Raw genomic sequence first — 21487 nt, forward strand, 5'->3', positions numbered from 1 at the left:
AATAGTGTTCACCTACTTCGACTAGTCGCTCGTCTGGGATGCCTCGCCCCGCAGTGACATTCTGCAGAAACGGAAGAACATCTTCATCTTTCTCCGGTCCACCGAAGGACATGAGGATGACTGCGTCGAAGGGGGTTAGGTTGATGCTTTCCATGCCTGAATTTTACATACTGTAGAAAAGCGTAAGTCCCTCATTCAGGGTGTCTCCAGCTTTACTGAGTTTGCCGTTTCATTCTTGAAGTTGCCTGAGAGGATAACTAGAGTGGTACCATATCTAGTACCACTAGGAGGCGGCATGGCAATCACCACCAGCGAAGCGCGACGCGACTTGTTTGGTCTTATTGAACGAGTGAACCTGGACCACACCGAGGTTGAGATCATGTCCAAGCGTGGGTCCGCAGTGCTCATGTCGAAAGACGAGTACGACTCCCTCGTTGAGACGAGCCACCTACTGCGCTCACCTAAAAACGCAGTACGTCTGCTCGCAGCCTTGGAAGCGGCACGCAATGACCAGACTGCAGAACACGGGCTCATCGAACCGTGAGCGACAGGCTTCTGACCTGGACCGCCGGTGGATGGGAAGACTATGTCTACTGGCAGACCCAGGATCGCAAAACACTCAAACGAATCAACGTGCTGATCGAGGACGTGCTCCGCGACGATCCTTTCGAAGGCATCGGAAAGCCCGAACCGCTGAAGCATGCATTAGCTGGCGCCTGGTCGCGCCGCATCGATGACGTCAACCGACTGGTGTATATCGCTGATGACCGCGCAGTAACGATTCTTCAAGCCAAATACCACTACTGACACCGTCTTTTGGCGATCTTGGTCTATCCCTGGTGCCCACTCCCCTGAGCGAATTCTCTGCGCCGATAACCTCCGTTATGTAAAGCTAAAGGCGATTTATCCCGTAAAGCATGAACAGGCTCGTGTGCCTGCTCCGACCCTGGTCGGCTGAAGCGCGCCATGGTATCGCTGATATTCGGCGGATTTTTAGTCTAACCGTGGAATGTGCTCGTATTCTGAGGCGAAGTTTCTCCCGCGAATACTCTGATCCGAAAAGCTGTGCAAAGATTTACCCAGTTCTCAAATCTAAGCATCCCGAGGGGCACATGAATTTTCACCGCACAACATTGGCCTTCAGCGCTGCGCTGGCTCTCGTTGTTGGAGGCCTCGCGCCGGCTGCTCAGGCGGCCCCACCGCACAGTTGCTGGTCATGGAGCGATGAAGAAGATCGCCCGTTCCATATGGAATGCTCTGAGGTTGAATCATTGGCGGATCTGGATGTTCCCGCCACGGTGACCGAGCTGAGGATTCTGAACCAGGACGAATCAACCATAGCTGGGCTGGAGCGTCTGAAGGACATGCAACAGCTGACTTCTGTGGAAATCTACGGCGCCACCAACGAGGCGGTTGCTGCTGTGGCTCAGTTGCCCAACCTGAAGAAGCTTTGGGTCACCTTCCTGCCAGCGTCCGGTGTCACTGATGCCACGCGGACTGCTCTGACCAAGATGAAAAAGCTAACCAGCTTGACCGTGCAAGACGCGGGCATCAAGGATTACTCCTGGGTGGCAGCTATGCCTCTGCTTGAAGAGTTCAAAGCCAATGAGACGGCTTCGCTTTCCAAGGGGTGGGTGGGCAAGACGCTGACCTTCGCACCAATTGTCGGTGTGGATGGCCGAGCCATCGTTCCGCACCGCCCTTCCTGGGCCGCTGATCCACAGCCCGTTTACACGAAATTTACTGCCACGTCCGTGCTGCCCATGGTGGCCGGCAGTAACGTCATGGTCGCAACTTCCGATGCAACCACGGGTTCCTCCCTGGCCTCGTCTGATGTAGACGTTGTTTTGGTCACCGACGTATTTGATACCGCGAAGTCAAGCCCGTTGAGAGTCAACTACCGCACAGCACGAAAGGACAATTCTGGCTCTCCTTTCGCTATCGTCGGTGATGAATTGGAGATACCTTGGGGCTCCTATGCGCAAAAGAACTTCCAGTGGTTTCGCAATGCTGTCGCGGTCCCTGGTGCTACCGGGCGCACTTATAAGCTGACCCCCGCTGATGCCGGGAAGAAGATCACCGCAAAGTACACCAGCGTTGAGAAAACTTCTTGGGACAAGAAGATTGTCTATGTCCCTTCCGCTAGCCTGTCCACCGGGTACGACCTACCGATCCCGGCCTCTGAGTCCGCTCACCCCCCTGCCAAGCTGACCGGCACCGGATTCGTGACGGAGAAACTCAGTGTTGCGTTGGATCCGACCGTGTTCCCCCATGCCCAGAAAACGTATCAGTGGTTCAAAGACGACACTACTGCGATCAAGGGCGCTACTGGTCCCACCTTCATCCCAGATGATTCCTTGAACTTGAAGCGGGTGCACGCCGTCGTAACTTTCGTTGGCGCACATGCGGAGCCGGTCGAGCTGATCTCCAAATCCGTAAAGATCGATCATGGCAATCTGAAATCCGGGAAACCGACCATCTCTGGCTCCGTTAAGGTGGGGTCGAAGCTGACGGCCAAACCGGGAACGGTATCCAAGCAGGATGCGAAACTTACTTACATCTGGCTGCGCAACGGAAAGGAAATTTTCCAGCAGAATCGCAGCACCTATACTCTTGTTCCCGCCGACTTGGGGAAGAAGATTAGCGTAAAAACACAGTTCACCCACCGTTATTACAACACCGTGGTCACTCAAAGTACAGCGACCAAGACAGTGGCACCGGGAACGCTAAAGGTGAGTAAGAAACCGACTCTCTCAGGCAAGAAGATCGTGGGGAAGACCGTAAAAGCGTCATCCGGCGCCTATAGCCCCATTGCTGAGAAAGTGACGTACCAGTGGCAACGCTCCGGCAAGAACATCAAAGGCGCAACCAAGAGCGGCTACAGGGTTACTAAAGCTGACAAAGGCAAGAAGCTGACAGTCAAGGTGAGCGCAATAAAGAAGGGCTACACAACGAAGAGCACTGTAGTGACTGCCAACTAATACCATTTTGCGTCGAGAAGAACCTGCGGTGCTGCTATTGCGTAAAGTCAGCTGTCGAGTCGCTTCATTGCTGTTGTAGGGATCGTCGAGAACACGGCTGAGAGTTTAATTGTGTGCACAAACAGCTTTCCTTGAGCCGATCCCCTATCGCTACAGCACAGGTCTAGATTCGGCAGCGCGGGCGCATCGCTGGACTGGAGCTCAGGAATTACTTTCGCTCCTATCGGTTGAAGCTGATAACCGAAGTTATGTCAAGTTGAGGCTGTTGTATCGTCGGAACATGCGAACTCACTGAAAGCATGCTGATGTGCTGAGGTGTCTGCGCAATAATAAGGCCGGAATGCCGTTTAAGGGGCACCTACTGCAATCAAATCGCGGCTACTAGCATGGCTAGGGGTACCGCGGCAAAGGATATTTTTGAACGGGGCCCCGCCTTCATAGGACAGTTGTGAGCAAGAGAGGTGCTAGCTGCACAACGTGTTTAGGGGTCAATTACATAAGCTTAGGGTCTCTCAGACGTGGTTGATGGTTGAGCCTCGGCTGCTAAGCAGAACTCGTCATTGATCTTCAGGGTCAATGCCATGAGCAACCTGAGGAGCTGGAAATAGGACTGTCTATGCGTACTTATATCCTCGGGGTCGGCATTAGTCCCATGCGCGTACTTATTTCGCAAGTCCGGACCATTGCTGAATTCGCTCTTGTTCAAAAAATAGTTGAAGTAACTAGCTTCAGGTCTTGTCAACAGCGTCGAACTAAATTCGAGCCACCCCTTTTGCACCAGTGCTAGCGCCGCCGAAGCCTCATCCGTACCATAGTGACCGTAAGCCGCGGCTTCACGGTTGTTGATGTCACTTAGCACCAGAACCTGCAGTGGCTGCGCAAATTCCAGCAGATCAGAGTCGACTACAACCAAACCTTCTTCGACCAACCAATCGAGAGATTCCTTCTGATGAGGGCGGATTAACTCGTAAGAAACTTCGTTCTCTGTTATCAGCTCGACGAAGTTCGAGGCCTTGAGTTCACTGCTTATATAGGTCATTCCAGACTGATCACTAAAAAGCAGATGCATAGCCCGATCACAACTATGATTGGTTCCCCTGTGCAAATATTTGCGCTCCGCAAAGCTTGGGATCGCAGCCCACGGCCGAGGCACAGAGGTCATTTGTAGAAGTTCAGGATCCAGGACACCTTCATCGCAGTATAAGCTGAATTGTCTTGCAATACTCTCCATCTCTGCGGAAATATGCCGACATCGCTCAAGGAACGAACTGCTAGGGCTAGACGCCGCGAAGTAGAAGTTAGTTACGCCGAACTTGTCAACCAAATGCTCTCGGAAGAACCATGCTACGGAATCTTCTACTTCGATGTTGTGCTGATGTAGGAAATCTGAGTAAAAATGAGTCCCGTTAAGGGTGAGCGCATCAACATAGTTGAACGCGCTCCCTCGGGGGTATGCGTCTTTTCCTGAGATTAAGAGTGCACGGAGCGCTCCCAGCTGACCTTTGAACGATGGCATTGTGAGTAGTCCTCGTTCAACGAAGCCCAGCACCGAAGCGAAATTTAGAAGTATTCGCTCCGGATTCATGGAAGATAACAAATATTTTTCACTGAACGATCGGACGTAGCTCACGCTGTTCTCGTTACGCTCAACGCGGTCGATCACTGGCTTTCGTTGTTCCGGATCCAGGCTGATTCCGTGATATGTATTCGTTGTATTGGTCCTCTTTTCGGCCAGGAGCTCCTCAATAAGGTCTTTATGACGCTTCTTCGCTTCCAACCGTATTTTCGGAGTTACACCAAAACTATCGTTGTCATTGCTCTCCGCAATCGCTTGAACATAATTGAGATGCGGAGAAGCACTTCCGATGTAAGCGCTCAAAAGCTGCTGCAAGTCCTCCCCGCTCAAGCTTGTGGGAAGATGGTATGAAGGATTTGAATCTTTGACCAGCCGCATGCGGACCAGTAACTCTCCGTTTTGGGCATCGGAGAGCATCACCTCTCGAAGTCTCCGGTCGTTCCGGTTTACGAATTGACGATCTGCAAGCATGACCTCCAGAGGTAGTGCAAGATCTGACAGGGCCTCAAACAGCATTTGACCGCCAACCCTTTTAGCGACTCCATGCCTTTCGATGAGGAGGAGCAGGTCGTCGGCATACTGAAAGTCCATCTTGTTCAAATGCTCTTTAAGGTTCGACGCTTCAATATTTGAGAAGAAAGAGGCGACTAGTCGTCGCGACTCACGCGCCGACAGACCTAACTCTGTACGGTCTTGCGTAGTCAGGAAATTCGGGAAGATGTTGTTCTTTTCAAATTCAAGCGCATTATGGAGTTCGAGAGCATCGTTAAGCGAAATGATCTTTCGCCCCGAGGAATAATTCTGGATTAAAGCGACTGCATTCTCCGCAAGCCACCCATTGGCTAAATCCCGTGTGCCATAGAACTTTATCCTCACGGGTGAATCCACATCTTCCATCCGCTAATTGTACTCAACACGTGAGAAAGAAATTGTTGTGGAACCTTCATTCCAACTATCCCAGCAGATGATTGCTGGAAGAGTCACATCACGACAAATCGCAATAGATAAATGCTGCAAGACAAAAGTTCGCGTCTCACTATAGATCGTTCTAGGTCTACTTGCCTACGATGTGCTTAAACCCTGACGCATCCCGTGATGACTGCGGGATGCTTCAGTACGAAAAGACTGATTTTATAGTTATAAACAAAACCAGAGGATAAGGCAGCATCCTAGCGCAGCCGCAGTTGCGGCCACGTCATTTAACTACCAGGAACGAAAAGCTGCTTGATGATTTCACTGGCCGCCGCGCCCGAGGCTGACGTCATCCCAGCGGTCAAAACACCCCGCAATGTCGCTAGTGCCCCTTTAAGGCTCTTCTGGTCCGGCTCTTCCTTAGTAACTTCTTGCAGAATGACTGATCCTGCATCTCGACCAATCTCCTGATCATCCGGACCGAAATAATCCGAGGATTCCAGCAGGTCCAACGCACTCTGGACCGCAGCTACCAGCTCGGTGAAGGCGGCAGGAACTTCCTCATGCTGCACCACATGCCCTCCGTGCGTGGCAATCGCCACCCGTGAGCCGGAAGCAACAATGGCGTGATCTCCGTATATCACGGTGCCCGAATGTCCTCTTGGGGGTCTACTCTGGGGTGCTGAGGTGCTGAATGTCGCCTTGATATGGCTCATATCGGCTCGTATGCGTCCATCGGCCCGGTTCACTTCCACGTCGATGATATAAACACGCTGCACTCCACCGCGCGGATCGGGAATCTCCAACCGGTCGCCCTCATAGACCGGCGCATCAACATCAAAGAAGGCCGCCTTGGGCTGCACCTGGGCTTCTACTTCAATACGCTCTTCTGTGCCATGCTCCGACTGATGAATGACCGTAACCATCTCGGTGCCAAAACTATTCCTGACCCAAGCGATGAATCCGTGCCCGTTTCCTGGAAGAGGTGCCATCTCACTCCTTCTTGCGCTCTGAAATCCGGTTGATTTCACTTTCGTTCAGCATGACACACCCCGCCGAAACTTTTTATGGGGTCCGTTCGCGTCACAAGGTCACGTCCCACGATTCACCGCCGCTGGTGCTTGGGCACCTACCCGCCGGCATCCACCGCGTGCTCAGCCAGTAGCAACGCTTCACAGATCCCCGCATCAGCTGATTATCAACCACCGTATAGAAAACCTTCATCCCGCCCGGGACGAGTCGTCACCAATCTAGACATGCGCAGTCTGCCCCGGTGCTGGCCGGCCTCGGACTGGGGTTGCTGTCCTACCCATCGAAAAATCGGAACCGTCAGGAAAACAGCAGAAAAACAAAGGGTCGGACATCAATCTCAAAAACTTTCGTTTTTGACACACCATCCTGCCAGCTGAGCTGAAGATCCTCGATAGTTGAAAAATCAACACATTTTTAAACGTGATTTGTCGCAAAACTCAGTGTCATAAACTATGTATCGAAATGGTGACCATCCCACGGGTATTGATACATTTAGATTCATGGGACACCTCCTCGGATACGCCAGAGTTTCCACCGGCGACCAAGACGCACAACTCCAACACGATGCACTCACCGCCGCCGGCTGCTATCGCATTTTTACAGACACTTCCTCCGGTGCCCTCGAGTCACGGCCAGAGCTCGATAAGCTCCTGGACCAGATTCGCCCCGGTGACACTCTCGTAGTCTGGCGCCTGGACCGACTCGGCCGATCCATCCGTCACCTGATTAACCACATGGACGCGCTGCAGCAACAAGGAATCGAGTTTAAATCCCTGCAGGAGAACATCGACACCAGCTCTTCCGGTGGCCGACTAGTGTTCAACATCTTTGCTTCCCTGGCAGAGTTTGAACGAGACCTCATCCGTGAGCGCACCAATGCCGGCTTAGCCGCGGCCCGCGCCCGTGGCCGTACCGGAGGCCGCCCCTCATCCCTCTCCCCCGACAAGCTGCGCACCGCGAAGAGGCTGTATGAGCAGAAGGACATGACGGTCGCGCAAATTGGTGAAGTTCTGGGTGTCAGCCGCAGCACCGTATATCGGGCGCTGGGGCGCAACGCCAAAGAGTAAGCATCTCTAATGCAGCGGCTACTCTTGGATCGAAATAATCAGGTTCCGATCTCCGAATAACCGAGAATTTCTCCATGAACATCCTCGACCGTGATCTCCAACCGTAAACGTTCAATGAGTAGCTGGGCACCAAGGCCCCTCTGGACATGCTCTAAGACCTCCCGTTCGATCTGCTGAACGTTAGCTTCGGTGAGCATGCTGACGGTGCATCTAACCAGCCACTGAACATGAGGTATTTTCGTGTCCGTGGCCTTAACCTCGGTGTAGTTCAACTGGGCAGTTTGGGATCGCGAGAACTGCTGCCTAATGCTGCTGATGATCTCGCTCGCGGGGACACGTACAATTTCTCCCGTGTCGCGTGAGGCAGCTTCCCAAGTCCTCTGCATAGGTCGAAGTTTTGAAATCTTGGCCAGGACAGTGCTAGTTATGTCAGCGCCGTCGGCGGAGCGATCTTCGCCTCTAAGCTGATCCACGACAGTAGCGGTTTGGTCCTTGAGGCGGCGTCGTTCTTGATGGCACCATCGGCATTCGAGCTCATGCAGGTCTGGTGCGTCATCAAGCTTATGAAGTACGTCCTCTATCGTGCGTCCGCAGGGAAGATTTTTCATGACACCGCCTCAATGATTGCCTTGCGCGCCCGGGCGACCCGTCCGCGAATAGTGGATTCTGACGTGTCGGCGATTGCGGCTGCTTGCCCATAGGTCATTCCCTCAAGGCATACCAGAACAAAAGCCTGCTTCAAGGTCGAAGGAAGCTTAGCGACGATACCCCACGCCATGTCAACCTCGCTTCGTTGTACGGCCAAGTATTCGGGTGAAAGATGCTCCGGCGCCGGCTGGCCAGAGAATTCTTCAGCATCTACAACGTGAACCCGATTTTGAGCAGAACGAATTCGATCCAAGCAAACATTCCTTGCCATTCGGAAGATCCACGTCTTGAAGGCACCATTAGCCTTGAGCGTATGCAGGTTCTTCCACGCTTTGATCCAAACTTCCTGCACAGCGTCGTCCGCGTCCTGCCAATTCGCAAAGAAGGAACGACAATATCTCCCGAGCCCCGGTGCTAATTCGGCAACAAGCACCCCGAAAGCTTCTGGATCGCCCTCACGGGATCGGCCCACGATCGCCAGCCGCTCTAATTCGTCCACTCAACCCCCTTATGTGATGCAGATCACCTATCTTGTGTGTGAGGATATGGGTACGGACCTCGTCTGTATGAGTGTAAGCGAAAAAGTTTCCCTCGATAAAGGAGCGAAGAACATGGCACAGCCAATGTCGAACGACAAGATCATCAAGCCAACCGGCGAGGAACTGGAACGCCAGGAAAAGCGTCAAGGAAACCATGAAGCATCGGAGGAACAGCTTTCCGGTCCGCTGCACACCGAACTGGGTAAGACCACGATCGAAGACCGCGTGGTCCAGAAGATCGCCAGCATTGCAGCTCGGGAGGTGCCCGGCGTATACGCTATGGGCAATGCTGCCCGGCGAACTTTCAACTCACTTGCCGAACGCATCCCAGGAGCATCGGCAAATACTTCCGGTGGCGTAAGCGTTGAGAAGGGTGAGCAACAGACCGCGATCGATGTCTCCATCGTCATTTCTTACGGTTTCTCCATCGTGGAGGTTTCGAACGACATCCGTTCCAACATTGTCTCTCAAGTTGAACGTGCCACCGGTTTGGAAGTCATTGAAGTGAATATCGATGTGACCGATGTGCACCTGCCAGAAGACGACGAAGATGACGAGCCGCGCGAGGACCTGAAGTAGGCCTTTGCACCACCGGTGAACAAAGAAAGGAAAAACCATGAATCAGCTCAGGTGGGGACTAGTCGTAGGGCTAGTGGCCGGACTGCTCATAGCATTCGGCTCATTCACCCAGTTCATAGTCGTAGCATTCTTCGTGCTCATCGGTGGTGTGGTCGGCTGGTTTCTGCAGACGCGCGTCGACTGGGAGCGTGTTTTCATTAGCCGTCGGAGGTAACTCTCGTGGCAATAGATAACAATGGCGCAGGTTTAACAACTGTCGATACGCAGGTCTATTCAAAGATTGCCGCTAAGGCAGCTTCCAAGGTGCCTGGAGTCGGCGCCAGTTCCGGAGGGCTTCTGCATCTAAGCAAACCCGATGGTATCGAGGGAAAACCTGAGGCAACTGTTGAAGTACTTGGAAGCACTGTAGCCGTGGCACTCAAAGTTGGGATCCGCTACCCGCTCAACATTCCGCGTACTTGTGATGCGATTCGGCGACAAGTGATTGATGAGCTAACAAAGTACTTGGGGGTCGCATCAGTCCAAGTTGATATTCAGGTTGCCTGGCTTCATGCCAAACCGTCTACAGCGAGGGAGAGGGTTTTACGATGAATCGATTCTGGCATGTCCGGAGCGCTCGCACTGCGACCTTGGTGAGCACCTCTCTCGTGCTACTAGGAATTTCAGTAACCGCATTAGTCGTCTGCTTGATCCGGCTAACTAGTGGCGTATGGCCCGGCTGGATCTCGGGTGGGTTAGACGCCATTAAAAACACTGGGTGGGACGATAACAGAGTTCTTGGAAGTGCCATTGGCGTGAGCATCCTAGGACTAGTTCTGCTTGTCGTAGCTTTGAGTCCGGGAAGGCGTAAGACGACCTTGCTGGCCTGGGACTCTCCAGCATCGCGTGAAGAATGGGTGCTCGAGAATCATGGTCTAACCCGCCTTGCACGATACGAAGCGCAACGCACCGACGGTGTACATGATGCGTCACCGGTGTTACGGGGAAACAGAATGCGCATCGCCATCTCAACGCCCGTTCATGAAACTAGCGCCATTTCAAAGGCGGTGCATGAGAACGTTAAAGCGGCGCTCGATGCTATCCCACTGGCACAGGACTTCAGCATCGAAACTCATACTAGCGCTCGAGGAGGGCAGTAGATTTGTGGAAACCAAACGGTGTTCGTCAACGCGCCGTGCTGGCGTTGGTAGGTTTGCTTCTGCTCCTGGCGGGTGGCGCAATAGCGTGGACGAGTTGGACCTCTAGAACAGTTGAAAGCGCTCAAGGGCCTTCGCGTATCCGTGATTCACTGCCTATTCAGATGCCTGAATTGGCAACATTTACTGCCGGAGCACTAGCGGTACTAACCGTTCTCGCCTTGTTGAGTGTGCTTTCAGCGTTTCCACAAAAGCCCAGTAAGAGAACTTTCATTTACAGATCTGAAACTGGCGACGGTATAAGCAGCATGGAAACAGAAACCATCGCACGTGCAGCACAGCAAGCTGCTCGGCACTCTTCGGAGATTAGTGATGCCGAAATCCGGATTAGCGGCAAAGCCCAGCATCCGGTGCTCTATGCTCGCTATACCTTGCGCGTAGAGTCCCGGGCACTGGACGGAATGAACCTCATTCGGGAAACTCTCATTCCAGACTTGGAACAAGCCCTCGGTTCTCAGTTCGTAGAAAAGCACATCAGCATTGATTTTCTACCCAGGAAAGCCGAACCAAGCAACAAAATAACATTGTCTGTGTAAGTTCTGAGTCGAATTTTCCGAGACGAACCAACACCCATCTCGCAAGAAATTCCATGGAGGAAGCCCAGGTCTCAGATACGGCCAAAGAACGAGTACGTCAAACTCCTGGTTTCCGTGAATCATTGATACAAGAGGTCCTTACCGCTCTCAGCAGAGCGGTAAGGACCTCTTGTTTTCTAGGGCTTCCATGTCCACTTGGAGGCTGGACACTGAAGCAAGACCACTGTTCTGGTTTCGACTAGGGGGAACGAAACCAAATGCCCGGTCTGGTCTGAGGCCAGGCTAGCAATAAGTCTGGCAACGCGGAATAAAAACTGTAGAGAATCTCGACATGATTGCGCCTGGCACGCAGCGTTGAATGTCGCTCTACCTAAGGGTTGCGAGACGCCTCATCGAACACCGCTCCCCCAAATGAAAAATCCGCGGAAACTTCACGATTCGAAATTCACGCAACCATGTGTCGCAACTACTGTCGTTGGACAGTGTCAACACCATTAGTTGCGAGACTTTCGAAGGACCAATGACCAAACTGATCGGATATGCCCACGTATCGGCCAAAGCCCAGGACTCTGACCGGCGAATCCAAGACCTCCTTGCGGCTGGCATCCGCCGCGATGACCTCTACCTCGACCACGTCCAGTCAGGCTCCCTCGCCAAACGCCCCGGCCTGGACGAAGCACTCGATGCGCTACACCCGGACGACACCTTGGTGATCACGAGCTTGGACCGGCTCGGGCGCTCCACCCAGAAAATGCTCGAACTGGCCGAAGAGCTGCGCAGCCGGGATATCGGGCTACGGGTGTTGAACCTCGGTGGCGGGGACACGGATACCAAAACTCCCATGTGGGCGCCATGGTCTTCACCTTCATGGCTGCCCTGGCCCAAATGGAGCTGGAGATCAAACGCGAACGCATCACCGACGCTGTCACCAAACGCCGCACCAGCGGTGGTGATCTCGGCGGCCGACGCCCCACCTTCACCGACTCCCAAATCCGAACCGCAGCCAAGCTCCTCCAGACTGGCGAGCCAGCAACCCAGGCCGCCAGAGACATGGAAATGTCCTGAGCGACACTCTATCGTCGAATCAAGAACCAGTGCCGATGAAGAGCACATCAGAAATGATTTGCTAGCTTGAAAAATGTTGATACTTCAAAGGCTTGCAATGCTGAACAGTAGCGGCATTTCGATGAGCTTGCGCCAATCCGCCGGATACTCGGGAAAGGAAGGGAAGTTCGCCGAGCTAGCGAAAACGTACATGCACTCACAAGAACTAAGGTGAACATCACCGAACAATGGCCATGATCGTGCTTGGTTTTCCCTCGTCGCCAGTGCTGTTCTGTGTGTAACTGATAATCGGAAACCGCATTATTTGAGATGGGTGCCAAAGTTCCCTGGATCGCACAGGCCATGCAGAGGAATAGGCCTGATCCTGTGCAGGTTTCCGGCGAATATACGCCGGCGTTATAAGGATTTGGTGTGGGCCATCACTTTTGCGCACTGAGTATCAGGAATTCCTAGCAATCATACGGACTCCGACAACGAAAAGTGGTGCCCAGTTCCAGTTACTGGACACTCACTTCGTCAGATTACAAACCCATGTTCACTTTATGATCGAGCCATTTTGTGAAGATGTTCAAACCATCCTCTAACTTCGCCATCTGGATCACACTCATCTAGTTGTGCTGTTGTCATGCATCCAAAGCCTTGATCTGCAAGACGTCCCTTGACGTTGCCCTTTTTCATTGGACGGACGCCCGGCGTATTTTTTGTTGCTTCTGAAATTAGTTCCGGCACATTGCATTGGTCGCTAACCTGGATTCGAACGCCGAACGTTTGATAAATCGCTTCCGGATGCAGATAGTTTTCCATCATGAGTCGCTTTGTGACGATGCCGTATGATTCATCGTCGCGAGCGTTGACCGCTTCTGCCGCAGCTCTGTATTCCTCGACGTCACCGTCGTAGAGATGGAATTCTTTCCTGTCAAACCCCATGAGATAGCGATTGCTAACCCACTGTCCGAGAGTGCCACCGCCCTGCGGGACGAAGGCAAACCTAGGGTCTCTAGTGAGATTCGGATACTTTTCAGGATCACTATTGTGCAGAGTCTCGGACAGCCGTTGGAGCGATGTCACATCGTGTGGGCCTTCCACGCAAATCAGGACAACCACACGGTTGTCCGGCTGCACTCCAAGCTCGTCGGCAAGCTCAGCCCAAGTCTCATCCGTGCCTTCGGAAACAGCCGGCACACCGGTATTGGGGTCCTTACGAACGTAACGAAGACTCTTCGCTGGCAGATGCGAAACAAAACCTGGGCTGTGGGAGGTGAGGATCAGCTGTGTTCCGGCTGCCTCTGCCATGGTGCTGAATGAGTCCAGTAGGATCCGCTGGTTACGCGGATGCTGAGATGTTTCTGGTTCTTCAAGAGCGTAGATTACTGACGTCTTGTCGTTCTCTTCAAGCTTTCGTTTAGCCTCGGCTTTGAAGAAACTTACCAGGATCAAACGACGTACACCAGAACCGCGTTTGTTGATGGCAACACCATTAGAACCCTGCAATGCTATAGAAAACAAACTGTTCCAGCGTGGATCGCTCTTGAAATCTGGAATCAAGCCCTCAGCCAACGCTGGGTCTATCTCAGCCAGAGCCGTGTGTGTGCGTGTGGCCAGTTCAGTAGCCCGCGTCCGTACAGCATCGACGATTTGCGTAAGGAGCTCCTTTACAGGTTCTTCGGCTAGGGCCGCAGCGATAGCCAACTTCATTGGTTCCTGGACCTCGTCGTCAGCATCGGTACTCTTCCGATCAGACTGGAACAAGGCGAAATGAGGAAGATAGGTGGCTAGTTTCTGCCAGATTTTCCCTCCGTCCTCCTTACTCAGCGGCACAGAAGTCTCTTCCAAAACCAACTCTTCAGTTCCCCAAAGCGCTGTCCGCAGTTGAGGATTAGTTGACTTGTTGACGGCTGCATAAGCTTCAGCGTCTAAGCGAACCTGGGCCAGCTTCTTGAGCGCGGCATTACCCAAAACAATCAGTTCATTTAGACCGTCGTTCGTTGGATGCTGGCAGACCGCATGAATTTCTTCCTTTGGCTTCGCTCCAGTGCAAACCCACCGTCTCCTGATGTGCAGGTGCCCATCAGCGTCAAGCAAGTGCTCCGCACCGAGAGTCGTTTCCGCCTGTGAATCCAGAATGAGGCTGGGAGGAAGCTCTGAGAATTTACAGCTGATTTCGAAGTAATTGTCGTCTGTCAATACGTTCTTATCGGTGTTGTCCGCTTTCACAACACCGCCTCCGAAGAAAATGTCTAGCGCCTCAAGGATCGTGGACTTACCCGCGTCATTTCGTCCGACCACAGTGGTGAGATCGCCGAAGTCGATCCACTGCTCTTGCTGATACCCACGAAAATTCTTTAGCGAAACAGCAACCAGTCTCATAATTTCCTTATGTTCAAAAGGGTTGGAGTAACCCAGTCAACCATCGTTTCTCGCTATAAACGAACCGTTTAGAAGAAACAACTGGTGAGAAATGCATTTTCAAAGAAAACAAGGCCGATGTTACGAAATAAAGAGACCCCATGCTAAGGCTCCTACACACACGGAACGTTGCAACACTCACGTCATATTTCAGCAGAGATCATCCGCTGTACGTTGTAGACGTGGGGCTCCGTCTTGGCTAAAAGAGCAACGTCGATGACGGCGACCGTGGGGAGCGAAATCTCGCCGACGTCGAGTGTGGGTAACACCTTATAAGGCGTCACCCAGATGAAGCAGTCTACTCCAGATTGCACCATCACGTCTGTAAAGGCTGAATCGGCAAACCAATAGTGGGGTTTACCTTGTCCAGTTCGTCCAAATGAGCCCAACGATTCGAAATAAGCTGTGCTCTCGTCGAGAACGAGGAACCCGAGGTCGAACCCGCGTCGCTCTGCGTGGTACACCTCCACTTTGCGAGCATGATCCGAAATGGTGCGCTTGAACTGGTAGATGTAGGACCGATAATTGTGGTCCTGGTCGGTAGGGAGTCCGCTGCTCACCGCTGCCACAACGGTCGCCTCTGAGTGGACGGCCAGCCCAAGCTCCTTAATTTCGCGAAGTACCGCACCTTCGCGTGCTCGCGTTTTGTCTTTCTTTCCTGGACGCGGGTGGTCGTCCACGATCATCGATTCTAAGAGCAACGATGCAGAGAGGTCCTCGAAATCGGGGCGTTCACGTTGGTCAAGGTTCCCGCTTCGAAGAGACGCCAGGAATTTGTGGGCCAATACGCTCTCCGCAGGATAGAAACACACAGCTGAATCATCGATGTGTGACACGAGGTTAACGATGTCCTGCTCGTTCTTGTATGTGAGCTTCATAGACCTAGTTTGCCTTCAAGAAGGCTGGAACTTCCACTATGTCTCCTGCAAGCAGGCCTTCAACTTGACAGGCTGTTGAAAAATTTTCCGTAATAGGATTGTGTACCCGTAGACAAGATTGTCTACGGGCACACAACTTTTTAAGAGCAAGCGATGCGCATTGATGACCTCGTGGTGAACGAATTTATGTGCTTCTACACGTAATAGATAGGAAAATAGTTGGCCACTCAGTCCGGTGCGCATGCCGAAAAAAACCTTGCGGAATTGAGCCCGCTTGAAAAATCAGTTCTGGCTCACAGGGACGAGTTGAAGAACCGTCGCGCCAGCTCACCAAACAGCAAGCCGTCGCATGAGGAAGAAATTTGGGATATGGTTCTCTCCCGCCTTTCAAACCAGCGGATAACCGAAGAAGCATCACAAAATGAGAAACACCGAGAGTTTGTCCTCAGCAACCAGCAAGCATTCTGTGCATTGTTACTTCTTATAGCGATAACAGTCGCGGGCGTGGTGGTGCCAAGCCTCATCGGCAATGACATGCGAGAGGATTTTACATACTTGGCAATATCCGCCACGTTGATGGGTGTCATCGCTGCCGGGTGTGGACTATGGGCCCACGAAGGTTCAAAAGCGGTCGACCTCTTAGGAAAAGGGTTGTGGTTTTCTTCGGCTATCATCGCTACGTACGCGGCGTTCGTACTAAATGGGCTCAAGTAGTCGATTCTTAATGGACTACTTGCGGTGTCCCGTAAGAGGAACCTGTCCCGGGTGGAGACGGTAACTGCGGACCAGTTGACGCGAGGGGTGGCAAATCGCCGCAATGTGCCCCTGCGAAATCAGTAGTCTCTCCGCTGCACAGCATGCCCCGATCATTTCCTCTCGTCAGGGAAATGATCGGGGTGCTTGCCGTTAATCCGCCAGGTTAGGCGTCGAACTCGTCCTTAGGTCTTAAACCTCTCGCCAACCCCAGCAACGATAGTCTGATTTTCTGCTGTATCTCAGATCCCCACCTGAGCAAAAATCATCCAGACCGTGAAATAGCGTACCCAATCGCTAAGGATAGAGATATGTCCCGAGAGGCTCTCTACAACAGCAGCAAAGGCCAAACACACCATGGCCGAAATGAAAGAACTATTCACCATCAGCCGATCCACTGTCTGCCGCGCCATTACACCTAGCGAGCGCAGAAAAACTGGGATAACAGGTCTGTGCACTCCCTGAGCTGTCATGATGTTGTGAGACACGCGTTCGTAGGAGAATGAGTGCATGACCAAACGTCAGAAGTTCACCCCGGAATTCCGTGCCGAAGCGGTCGAGCTGGTGATCTCTTCACAGAAGAGCCTCATCGAGGTCGCAGCATCCCTAGGCATCAACGAAGGAACCCTGGGCAACTGGGTCCGTGCCTACCGCGCCGAGCACCCCGAAGCTGAAACCGAAGAGCGGAGTCCTGTGGAGTGGGCGCAATACGAGAAGCTGCGCAAGGAACTGCTGGAGGTGAAACGGGAGAACGAATTTTTAAAAGATGTCAGCGCCTATTTCGCGTCGAACAGCAAGAAATAAGCGCCGTCTTCAACTTCATCAGAGCCCATACCGGCCAGTATCCGGTGAAGTGGATGTGCCAGAAACTCAGCGTTTCCAGAGCTACTTACTATCGGTGGCTGAACCCCTCCGAACAGTTGAGCGAAGCTACACTGTTGCGGGCGCACCGCACGAAACTAGTTCAAGACGAATACGAGGCGTTCAATCAGGTTGCTGGTGCCGGCCAATTAGTGGATTTGATCCGCAATAACCAGGACGAAGAGATCCCGAAATCCACGGTTCTGTCGATCATGAAGGAACTGGGCATCCAGGCTAAGCGGATGTGCGCGTTCAAGACCACGACGGTGCGTGATCATCAGGCTCGGACGGCGCATATCAAGAACCATATGGTCGATAAGCTCGGCAAGCGTGACTTCCGTTCCTCACGTCCTGGCGCGAATTTGATTGGCGATATTACTTACCTGCGCACCGGGGAGGGCTGGTTGTATCTGGCGACGGTGATCGATTTGTACTCGCGTCGGATCGTGGGTTGGTCGATGGGCGAGAACATGCAAACGCAGTTGGTCATTGACGCGATGGAAATGGCTGAATCGAGGGGTTTCATCCGTCTTGGCAGCGTTTTCCACAGCGATCGAGGCACGCAGTACACCTCGGATGCCTTCCAGGGGTGGTGCGCGGAGCACGGGGTGCGGCAGTCAATGGGCCGCACTGGGGCGTGTTGGGATAACGCCGTAGCTGAGTCAGCGTTTTCAACGATCAAGAATGAGATGTTCCATCACCGGGCGTTCATCAGCCGCTTGGCGGCTCGGACTGCGGTAATGGAATACATCGAGACTTGGTACAACCGGAAGCGTCCTCATACGGCCAATGGTGGTTTGAGCCCTCAGGCGTTTCTGGATGTGTATGAGGAGAGGATTTCTCAGGCTGTTGCGGCTTGAGGGTACTTAGGAAAAATCAAAGATTGTGTCTCAGAAACTTGACCAGCTCACCCCTAGTACCTTTGAACGATAATGTGTGATTTCCATCTTTGGCCGACACTGCAAACGGTGTCGACAGGAATATCACTTTTCTCGAGCGAAACCCGGCCAAGGGTTCTCCTAGAGACGCTGTTAGCGTGAATTTCTGTATCGCTGTTTCTTAGAGTGCACTCTCTGTCAGCGACACATGCTGGTGATCTAGGGCTTTCTCCCCTACTTAAAGAGCTGATGAGAGGGAGTAACTGGAATCTTTAAAAAATTAAGCCGTGTCGCACACCTCTGCATGGTGGCGTCATCATAGGGTGGATGTATGAGGAACCCACATGCTCGCGCGCGAGGCGCGCTGAAAGACCCAAAGCCATTGGGCTGGAAGGTCGAGAGCGAAAACAAAGACTACTTCGCGGCATTGGCCGAAAAGTCCGGATACTCTGCAGCAGCTTTCTTCGACCTAATGATTGAGACATTGGAACTCGATGAACGCGGTGTACCAACTTGGGTTCCCCAAAGCGATAGCAAGGAAGGCCAGCTGCCTATCGACAAGCCTTAAACAGAAAAGCCCGCGCAATGCGCGGGACTGAAATTCTGAATCCGATCTGCCTACTCGCCAAAGTTCTCAGATCGCGATTTACCACTAAGCTTCCGGTTACCAAGCCGGACGCTCCCCTTCCTTTACCCTCCTAAGAGAAAAGGACTTATGTGTCTATAGTAGCGCCTCCGCGCGCCCAATCAAGCACCAGCACCAAAGAAACGCCGCAAAACACCGCGATCCACGCCACAAAACCACGCTGGTGCACCCGCCCCACCGATGGCCGCATCGCCGCAATCCTCGACCACACCGCCAAAGGACACCGCCCTTTCACCAAGGCAGAAACCCCCCAAACCTTCAGCGCCAAGGGGAAAACACAGTTCAACGCGGCCAAAGAAGCCCTCGCGACCAAACACGCCCACACCCCCGCCCCGGTACACATCAAGCGCGTTTCACGCGCCCAGGAAACCTCCCCCCGCGCGATTGCCTGGGCCATCCCTCACGGCAGCAAGAAGATCGATCACACCGCCCAAGCATGGCGCGCCACACGATCCCTCGATGAACTGCTATGTCGCCGCGCGGACTGCAAACGCAACATCCTCGCCGTCCTCTGGGTACTCCTTCGCTACACCGACCACGACAGCATGACCGTCCGCATCACCTGGGACACCATTGCCACCAAAGCACGCGTATCCCGCGCCACCGTAGGCAACGCCCTGCGCTTCCTGCGCACCCACGGCATCCTCGGCATCGTCGCCTCCGGCCGCAGCGCACAATACGCCGCCAAAGCAGGCCAACCAGCCACCAACGAAGCCCCCGTCTACGTCGTGTGCCGCCCCATCGGCCTCGGACTACGCCCCCAGGACGCCGAAGACACCACCACAACCCGCCCAACCCACCACACCCCCAACAACACGGCCTGTGGAAATAACTTAGAACCCCTCCCCGTAGGGGGGTTAACCACTTACGAAGTAAGTTCCTACACGCGCACGCGCGAGAAAAACACTCACAATGAGCCGCTACGCGGCACTGAAAACCTTTTTGGGCACGGCTCCGCCGTGCGAACTCACCACAGCGATAATCGACCAGTCGAACTGTGGCCAGCTCACAGAACGATCAGCTCTAGAGGACAGGGGCTATCAGCTGCCGCTGAAATCTTGCGTCGGATGCCAGATTTTGCCCGTTTTTCCAAGAAAAACGTGCTCAACATGTTCAAACCGTTCTTCTCCACCGGATGGACAATCTCAGATATCCAGTACGCCCTCGAATGGCGCACCACACCAGGCTTGCACGGCAAAGAAGCCTGGGGAGCACTCCCCCAGCACAACCATGAAACTCAGTCCTACATCGACTACTGCCGGATCTTGCGCGCAGCGATCCTGCACCGGCTCAACCAGTGGCGTACCGCCACCGGAGAAATTATGCTCAGCCGATCCCAACGAGCAGCAGCAGCCAGCAACCAAGCCCGCGCAGCCGCGCGGGCCGCAGCAGAACGCCGAGCCAAACACGCCGCCAACCAAACAAAACACCAAACCGCAGCAACACACGGCGCAGCAAAAGTCAGAGCTGTCCTAGCAAAATCTCGTTCGGGAAAGTAAAAGCCATAGGACTCGTATTCCGTGAGACACAACAGAGATTTCATGAAATCTTTATTTATTTCATGAAAGAATTATTGTATGTATGGATCTAACTGGACAGCATACGAAGGCGTGCAGGCGGGAACACCCCACCTGTCCGTTGATCGCCTTGAGCCAAGGCGCCTTCCCATATCTAGTAGGAGCTCTATGCAATTCGTGAAGAACTACATACCAATGCTTCCATGCGCGCTGCAAAATACTTGATTCCCCCGCTGTCTCCGATAACGTTCAATCTTTCATGCAATAAATATTTATTTATTGCATGAAAGATTGATTTCATGTACGATCAAACCATGCAAACGATCATGGTTTATAGCGAGTCTGGTGGCGTATCCAAAACAACCACTGCTGTTTCGCTCGCGATGGTGGCTGCCGAAGCTGGTAAGAATGTGTTGCTGATTGACCTGGATCCTAGAGCGGCCACCACGAAATGGACGGCGGTTCAACCACGCGAGTCAGGATTGGATGTCGGTGCAATACTTGCGGATGAAGATCCCGAGGGCTGGGCCGATGAGTTGGCCGTATCTTCTCATTGGAGCCCAAATTTGCGTGTGCTGCCTTCATCGAGATCGGTATCCAACCGCGAGAAGGACACCTCCGACCACCTGGAGATACGATTGAAAACTTCACTGCTCGGCTCCTCAGCGGATCTAGTAGTAATTGATTGCCCTAACCGTCAAGGTGGCCCCCTTACTCAAAGTGCTTTGAACGCTTCTGACACCGTCGTATACGCCGCTAAGCCGACCGTTGATGGAATAGACGGATTTGAGGGCGCCAAAATCACAGTCGATAAGTTCTTGGCCAGTCGGAAACGCCTCGGTTTAACCGCAGGATTGAGGGAAGCTGGGATTGTTGTCGGAGGATATAAAGACACGATCACACCGCGGGCAGCAATCAGCTCTGTAGATGAGCTTCGCGAAACGGGACTGCTCTTGACCCCGCTTGTTCCAGAACGGACCATCGTTCAAGATGTTCGCTTGGCGGGGGAGTGGTATGGGAACTACCGCAAGGGCGCTCCGGTCTTAGCAGCTTATAAGGAACTAGCAAGGACAATTATCAAATGAACCAAGAACTACCGGAACGCCCAGCTTCGGGGAGGCGCCGCGTGCCACGCCCTGCCCCTGATGTAAACGTAGATCCTGTCGAATCTGCGCCGACACCGGAGAAGCAGATAGCGAAACCAGTTGCGGTATCACCTGAGCGAAAAGTCGTGCGGGTGCCTTTCAGTAACAGATTGTCCGAAAAAACGATGGATACCCTGGCAAGAGTTAAAGCTGAGGCTAAGATCCCCATTTATGAAGCAATTGAACTAGCAGTTGCAGAAAAGTGGGCCGAGTTCGAAAGAAAGAAATAAATATTTCTTTCATGAATGAAAGATTGAATAGGGTGGACTAGC

The 21487-nt window shown here is 53.1% G+C and carries 24 protein-coding genes and 1 pseudogene; 17 read left to right on the top strand and 8 right to left on the bottom strand.

The genetic code is table 11. The annotated features are described in order from the left end of the window. Nucleotides 1–154 (bottom strand): ferrochelatase (locus tag FJV47_RS13455; RefSeq protein ID WP_200832015.1); only part of this gene is annotated, 154 nt, incomplete at its 3' end. 141 nt (nt 155–295) lie between these two features. On the opposite strand from FJV47_RS13455, the gene FJV47_RS13460 reads away from it, so the two are divergent. The 3 genes from FJV47_RS13460 (at nt 296) to FJV47_RS13470 (ending at nt 2981) form a co-directional block, all read left to right on the top strand. After that, on the top strand, nt 296–544 hold the full coding sequence (locus FJV47_RS13460) for a type II toxin-antitoxin system Phd/YefM family antitoxin (RefSeq protein WP_022876888.1): 249 nt from the start codon (nt 296–298) through the stop codon (nt 542–544). Further along, nucleotides 541–807, top strand: coding sequence for a Txe/YoeB family addiction module toxin (locus FJV47_RS13465; protein WP_022876887.1), 267 nt, complete (start codon nt 541–543; stop codon nt 805–807). The genes FJV47_RS13460 and FJV47_RS13465 overlap by 4 nt, the downstream gene beginning before the upstream one ends. A gap of 305 nt (nt 808–1112) precedes the next feature. Next, entirely contained in the window at nt 1113–2981 is a 1869-nt protein-coding gene (locus FJV47_RS13470; protein ID WP_159613884.1) for a hypothetical protein, read from the top strand. Nucleotides 2982–3483: 502 nt separating this feature from the next. Here FJV47_RS13470 and FJV47_RS13475 read toward each other — a convergent pair. Together FJV47_RS13475 and FJV47_RS13480 are read right to left on the bottom strand one after the other, a co-directional pair. Beyond that, nucleotides 3484–5454: a hypothetical protein gene (locus tag FJV47_RS13475; RefSeq protein ID WP_200832016.1), complete on the bottom strand. Its 1971-nt coding sequence runs from the start codon at nt 5452–5454 to the stop codon at nt 3484–3486. Nucleotides 5455–5756: 302 nt separating this feature from the next. Further along, a complete protein-coding gene (locus FJV47_RS13480) occupies nt 5757–6461 on the bottom strand; it encodes a hypothetical protein (RefSeq protein WP_159613886.1) in 705 nt (234 codons plus the stop codon). A 50-nt stretch (nt 6462–6511) separates the two neighbouring features. Between FJV47_RS13480 and FJV47_RS16730 the strand changes: the two genes are divergently transcribed. Together FJV47_RS16730 and FJV47_RS13485 are read left to right on the top strand one after the other, a co-directional pair. After that, entirely contained in the window at nt 6512–6634 is a 123-nt protein-coding gene (locus tag FJV47_RS16730) for a hypothetical protein (protein ID WP_255475176.1), read from the top strand. Nucleotides 6635–7001: 367 nt separating this feature from the next. Then, complete coding sequence (locus tag FJV47_RS13485) at nt 7002–7568, top strand: recombinase family protein (protein WP_159613888.1); 567 nt, start codon at nt 7002–7004, stop codon at nt 7566–7568. A 38-nt stretch (nt 7569–7606) separates the two neighbouring features. On the opposite strand, the gene FJV47_RS13490 is transcribed toward FJV47_RS13485, so the two are convergent. Both FJV47_RS13490 and FJV47_RS13495 read right to left on the bottom strand, forming a co-directional pair. Then, complete coding sequence (locus tag FJV47_RS13490; protein ID WP_159613890.1) at nt 7607–8176, bottom strand: hypothetical protein; 570 nt, start codon at nt 8174–8176, stop codon at nt 7607–7609. Next, a complete protein-coding gene (locus FJV47_RS13495) occupies nt 8173–8715 on the bottom strand; it encodes an RNA polymerase sigma factor (RefSeq protein WP_159613892.1) in 543 nt (180 codons plus the stop codon). Before FJV47_RS13495 ends, FJV47_RS13490 begins: the two co-directional genes overlap by 4 nt. A gap of 112 nt (nt 8716–8827) precedes the next feature. Between FJV47_RS13495 and FJV47_RS13500 the strand changes: the two genes are divergently transcribed. From FJV47_RS13500 to FJV47_RS13525, 6 genes and pseudogenes are all read left to right on the top strand, one after another. After that, entirely contained in the window at nt 8828–9334 is a 507-nt protein-coding gene (locus tag FJV47_RS13500; protein ID WP_235026474.1) for an Asp23/Gls24 family envelope stress response protein, read from the top strand. Between the two features lie 37 nt (nt 9335–9371). Beyond that, nucleotides 9372–9548, top strand: a complete 177-nt coding sequence (locus FJV47_RS13505; protein ID WP_159613894.1) for a DUF2273 domain-containing protein — start codon at nt 9372–9374, stop codon at nt 9546–9548. A gap of 5 nt (nt 9549–9553) precedes the next feature. Next, entirely contained in the window at nt 9554–9925 is a 372-nt protein-coding gene (locus FJV47_RS13510) for an Asp23/Gls24 family envelope stress response protein (RefSeq protein WP_159613896.1), read from the top strand. Nucleotides 9926–9966: 41 nt separating this feature from the next. After that, nucleotides 9967–10473, top strand: a complete 507-nt coding sequence (locus FJV47_RS13515) for a DUF6286 domain-containing protein (protein ID WP_159613898.1) — start codon at nt 9967–9969, stop codon at nt 10471–10473. Nucleotides 10474–10634: 161 nt separating this feature from the next. Then, on the top strand, nt 10635–11066 hold the full coding sequence (locus tag FJV47_RS13520; RefSeq protein ID WP_159613900.1) for a hypothetical protein: 432 nt from the start codon (nt 10635–10637) through the stop codon (nt 11064–11066). 520 nt (nt 11067–11586) lie between these two features. After that, a pseudogene (locus tag FJV47_RS13525) lies at nt 11587–12131 on the top strand (recombinase family protein). 540 nt (nt 12132–12671) lie between these two features. On the opposite strand, the gene FJV47_RS13530 reads toward FJV47_RS13525, so the two are convergent. Both FJV47_RS13530 and FJV47_RS13535 read right to left on the bottom strand, forming a co-directional pair. Beyond that, a complete protein-coding gene (locus FJV47_RS13530) occupies nt 12672–14498 on the bottom strand; it encodes an ATP-binding protein (protein ID WP_159613902.1) in 1827 nt (608 codons plus the stop codon). Nucleotides 14499–14680: 182 nt separating this feature from the next. Further along, nucleotides 14681–15415, bottom strand: a complete 735-nt coding sequence (locus FJV47_RS13535) for a hypothetical protein (protein ID WP_159613904.1) — start codon at nt 15413–15415, stop codon at nt 14681–14683. 219 nt (nt 15416–15634) lie between these two features. Here FJV47_RS13535 and FJV47_RS13540 point away from each other — a divergent pair, with 219 nt between their 5' ends. Further along, the gene (locus tag FJV47_RS13540; RefSeq protein ID WP_159613905.1) at nt 15635–16129 is read left to right on the top strand and encodes a hypothetical protein; all 495 of its coding nucleotides are present in this window, start codon (nt 15635–15637) and stop codon (nt 16127–16129) included. Between the two features lie 281 nt (nt 16130–16410). On the opposite strand, the gene FJV47_RS13545 is transcribed toward FJV47_RS13540, so the two are convergent. Beyond that, the gene (locus FJV47_RS13545) at nt 16411–16581 is read right to left on the bottom strand and encodes a hypothetical protein (RefSeq protein WP_159613907.1); all 171 of its coding nucleotides are present in this window, start codon (nt 16579–16581) and stop codon (nt 16411–16413) included. Nucleotides 16582–16678: 97 nt separating this feature from the next. Between FJV47_RS13545 and FJV47_RS13550 the strand changes: the two genes are divergently transcribed. From FJV47_RS13550 to FJV47_RS13570, 5 genes are all read left to right on the top strand, one after another. After that, nucleotides 16679–17889, top strand: a protein-coding gene (locus FJV47_RS13550) for an IS3 family transposase (protein ID WP_159613909.1) whose coding sequence is annotated in 2 segments (ribosomal slippage) — nt 16679–16925 and nt 16925–17889 — 1212 coding nt in all. Because the reading frame shifts where the segments join, the coding sequence is not laid out codon by codon here. Nucleotides 17890–18238: 349 nt separating this feature from the next. Beyond that, nucleotides 18239–18475 (top strand): hypothetical protein, encoded by a 237-nt coding sequence (locus FJV47_RS13555; protein ID WP_159613911.1) that lies wholly within the window; start codon nt 18239–18241, stop codon nt 18473–18475. 149 nt (nt 18476–18624) lie between these two features. Then, complete coding sequence (locus FJV47_RS13560) at nt 18625–20052, top strand: hypothetical protein (RefSeq protein WP_159613913.1); 1428 nt, start codon at nt 18625–18627, stop codon at nt 20050–20052. Between the two features lie 317 nt (nt 20053–20369). Continuing rightward, nucleotides 20370–21155: a ParA family protein gene (locus tag FJV47_RS13565; RefSeq protein ID WP_235026475.1), complete on the top strand. Its 786-nt coding sequence runs from the start codon at nt 20370–20372 to the stop codon at nt 21153–21155. Then, nucleotides 21152–21445, top strand: a complete 294-nt coding sequence (locus FJV47_RS13570; protein ID WP_159613915.1) for a hypothetical protein — start codon at nt 21152–21154, stop codon at nt 21443–21445. Before FJV47_RS13565 ends, FJV47_RS13570 begins: the two co-directional genes overlap by 4 nt. Nucleotides 21446–21487: the final 42 nt, after the last annotated feature.

It is taken from the genome of Glutamicibacter sp. JC586 (assembly GCF_009805585.1).
Classification (GTDB): Bacteria; Actinomycetota; Actinomycetes; order Actinomycetales; family Micrococcaceae; genus Glutamicibacter.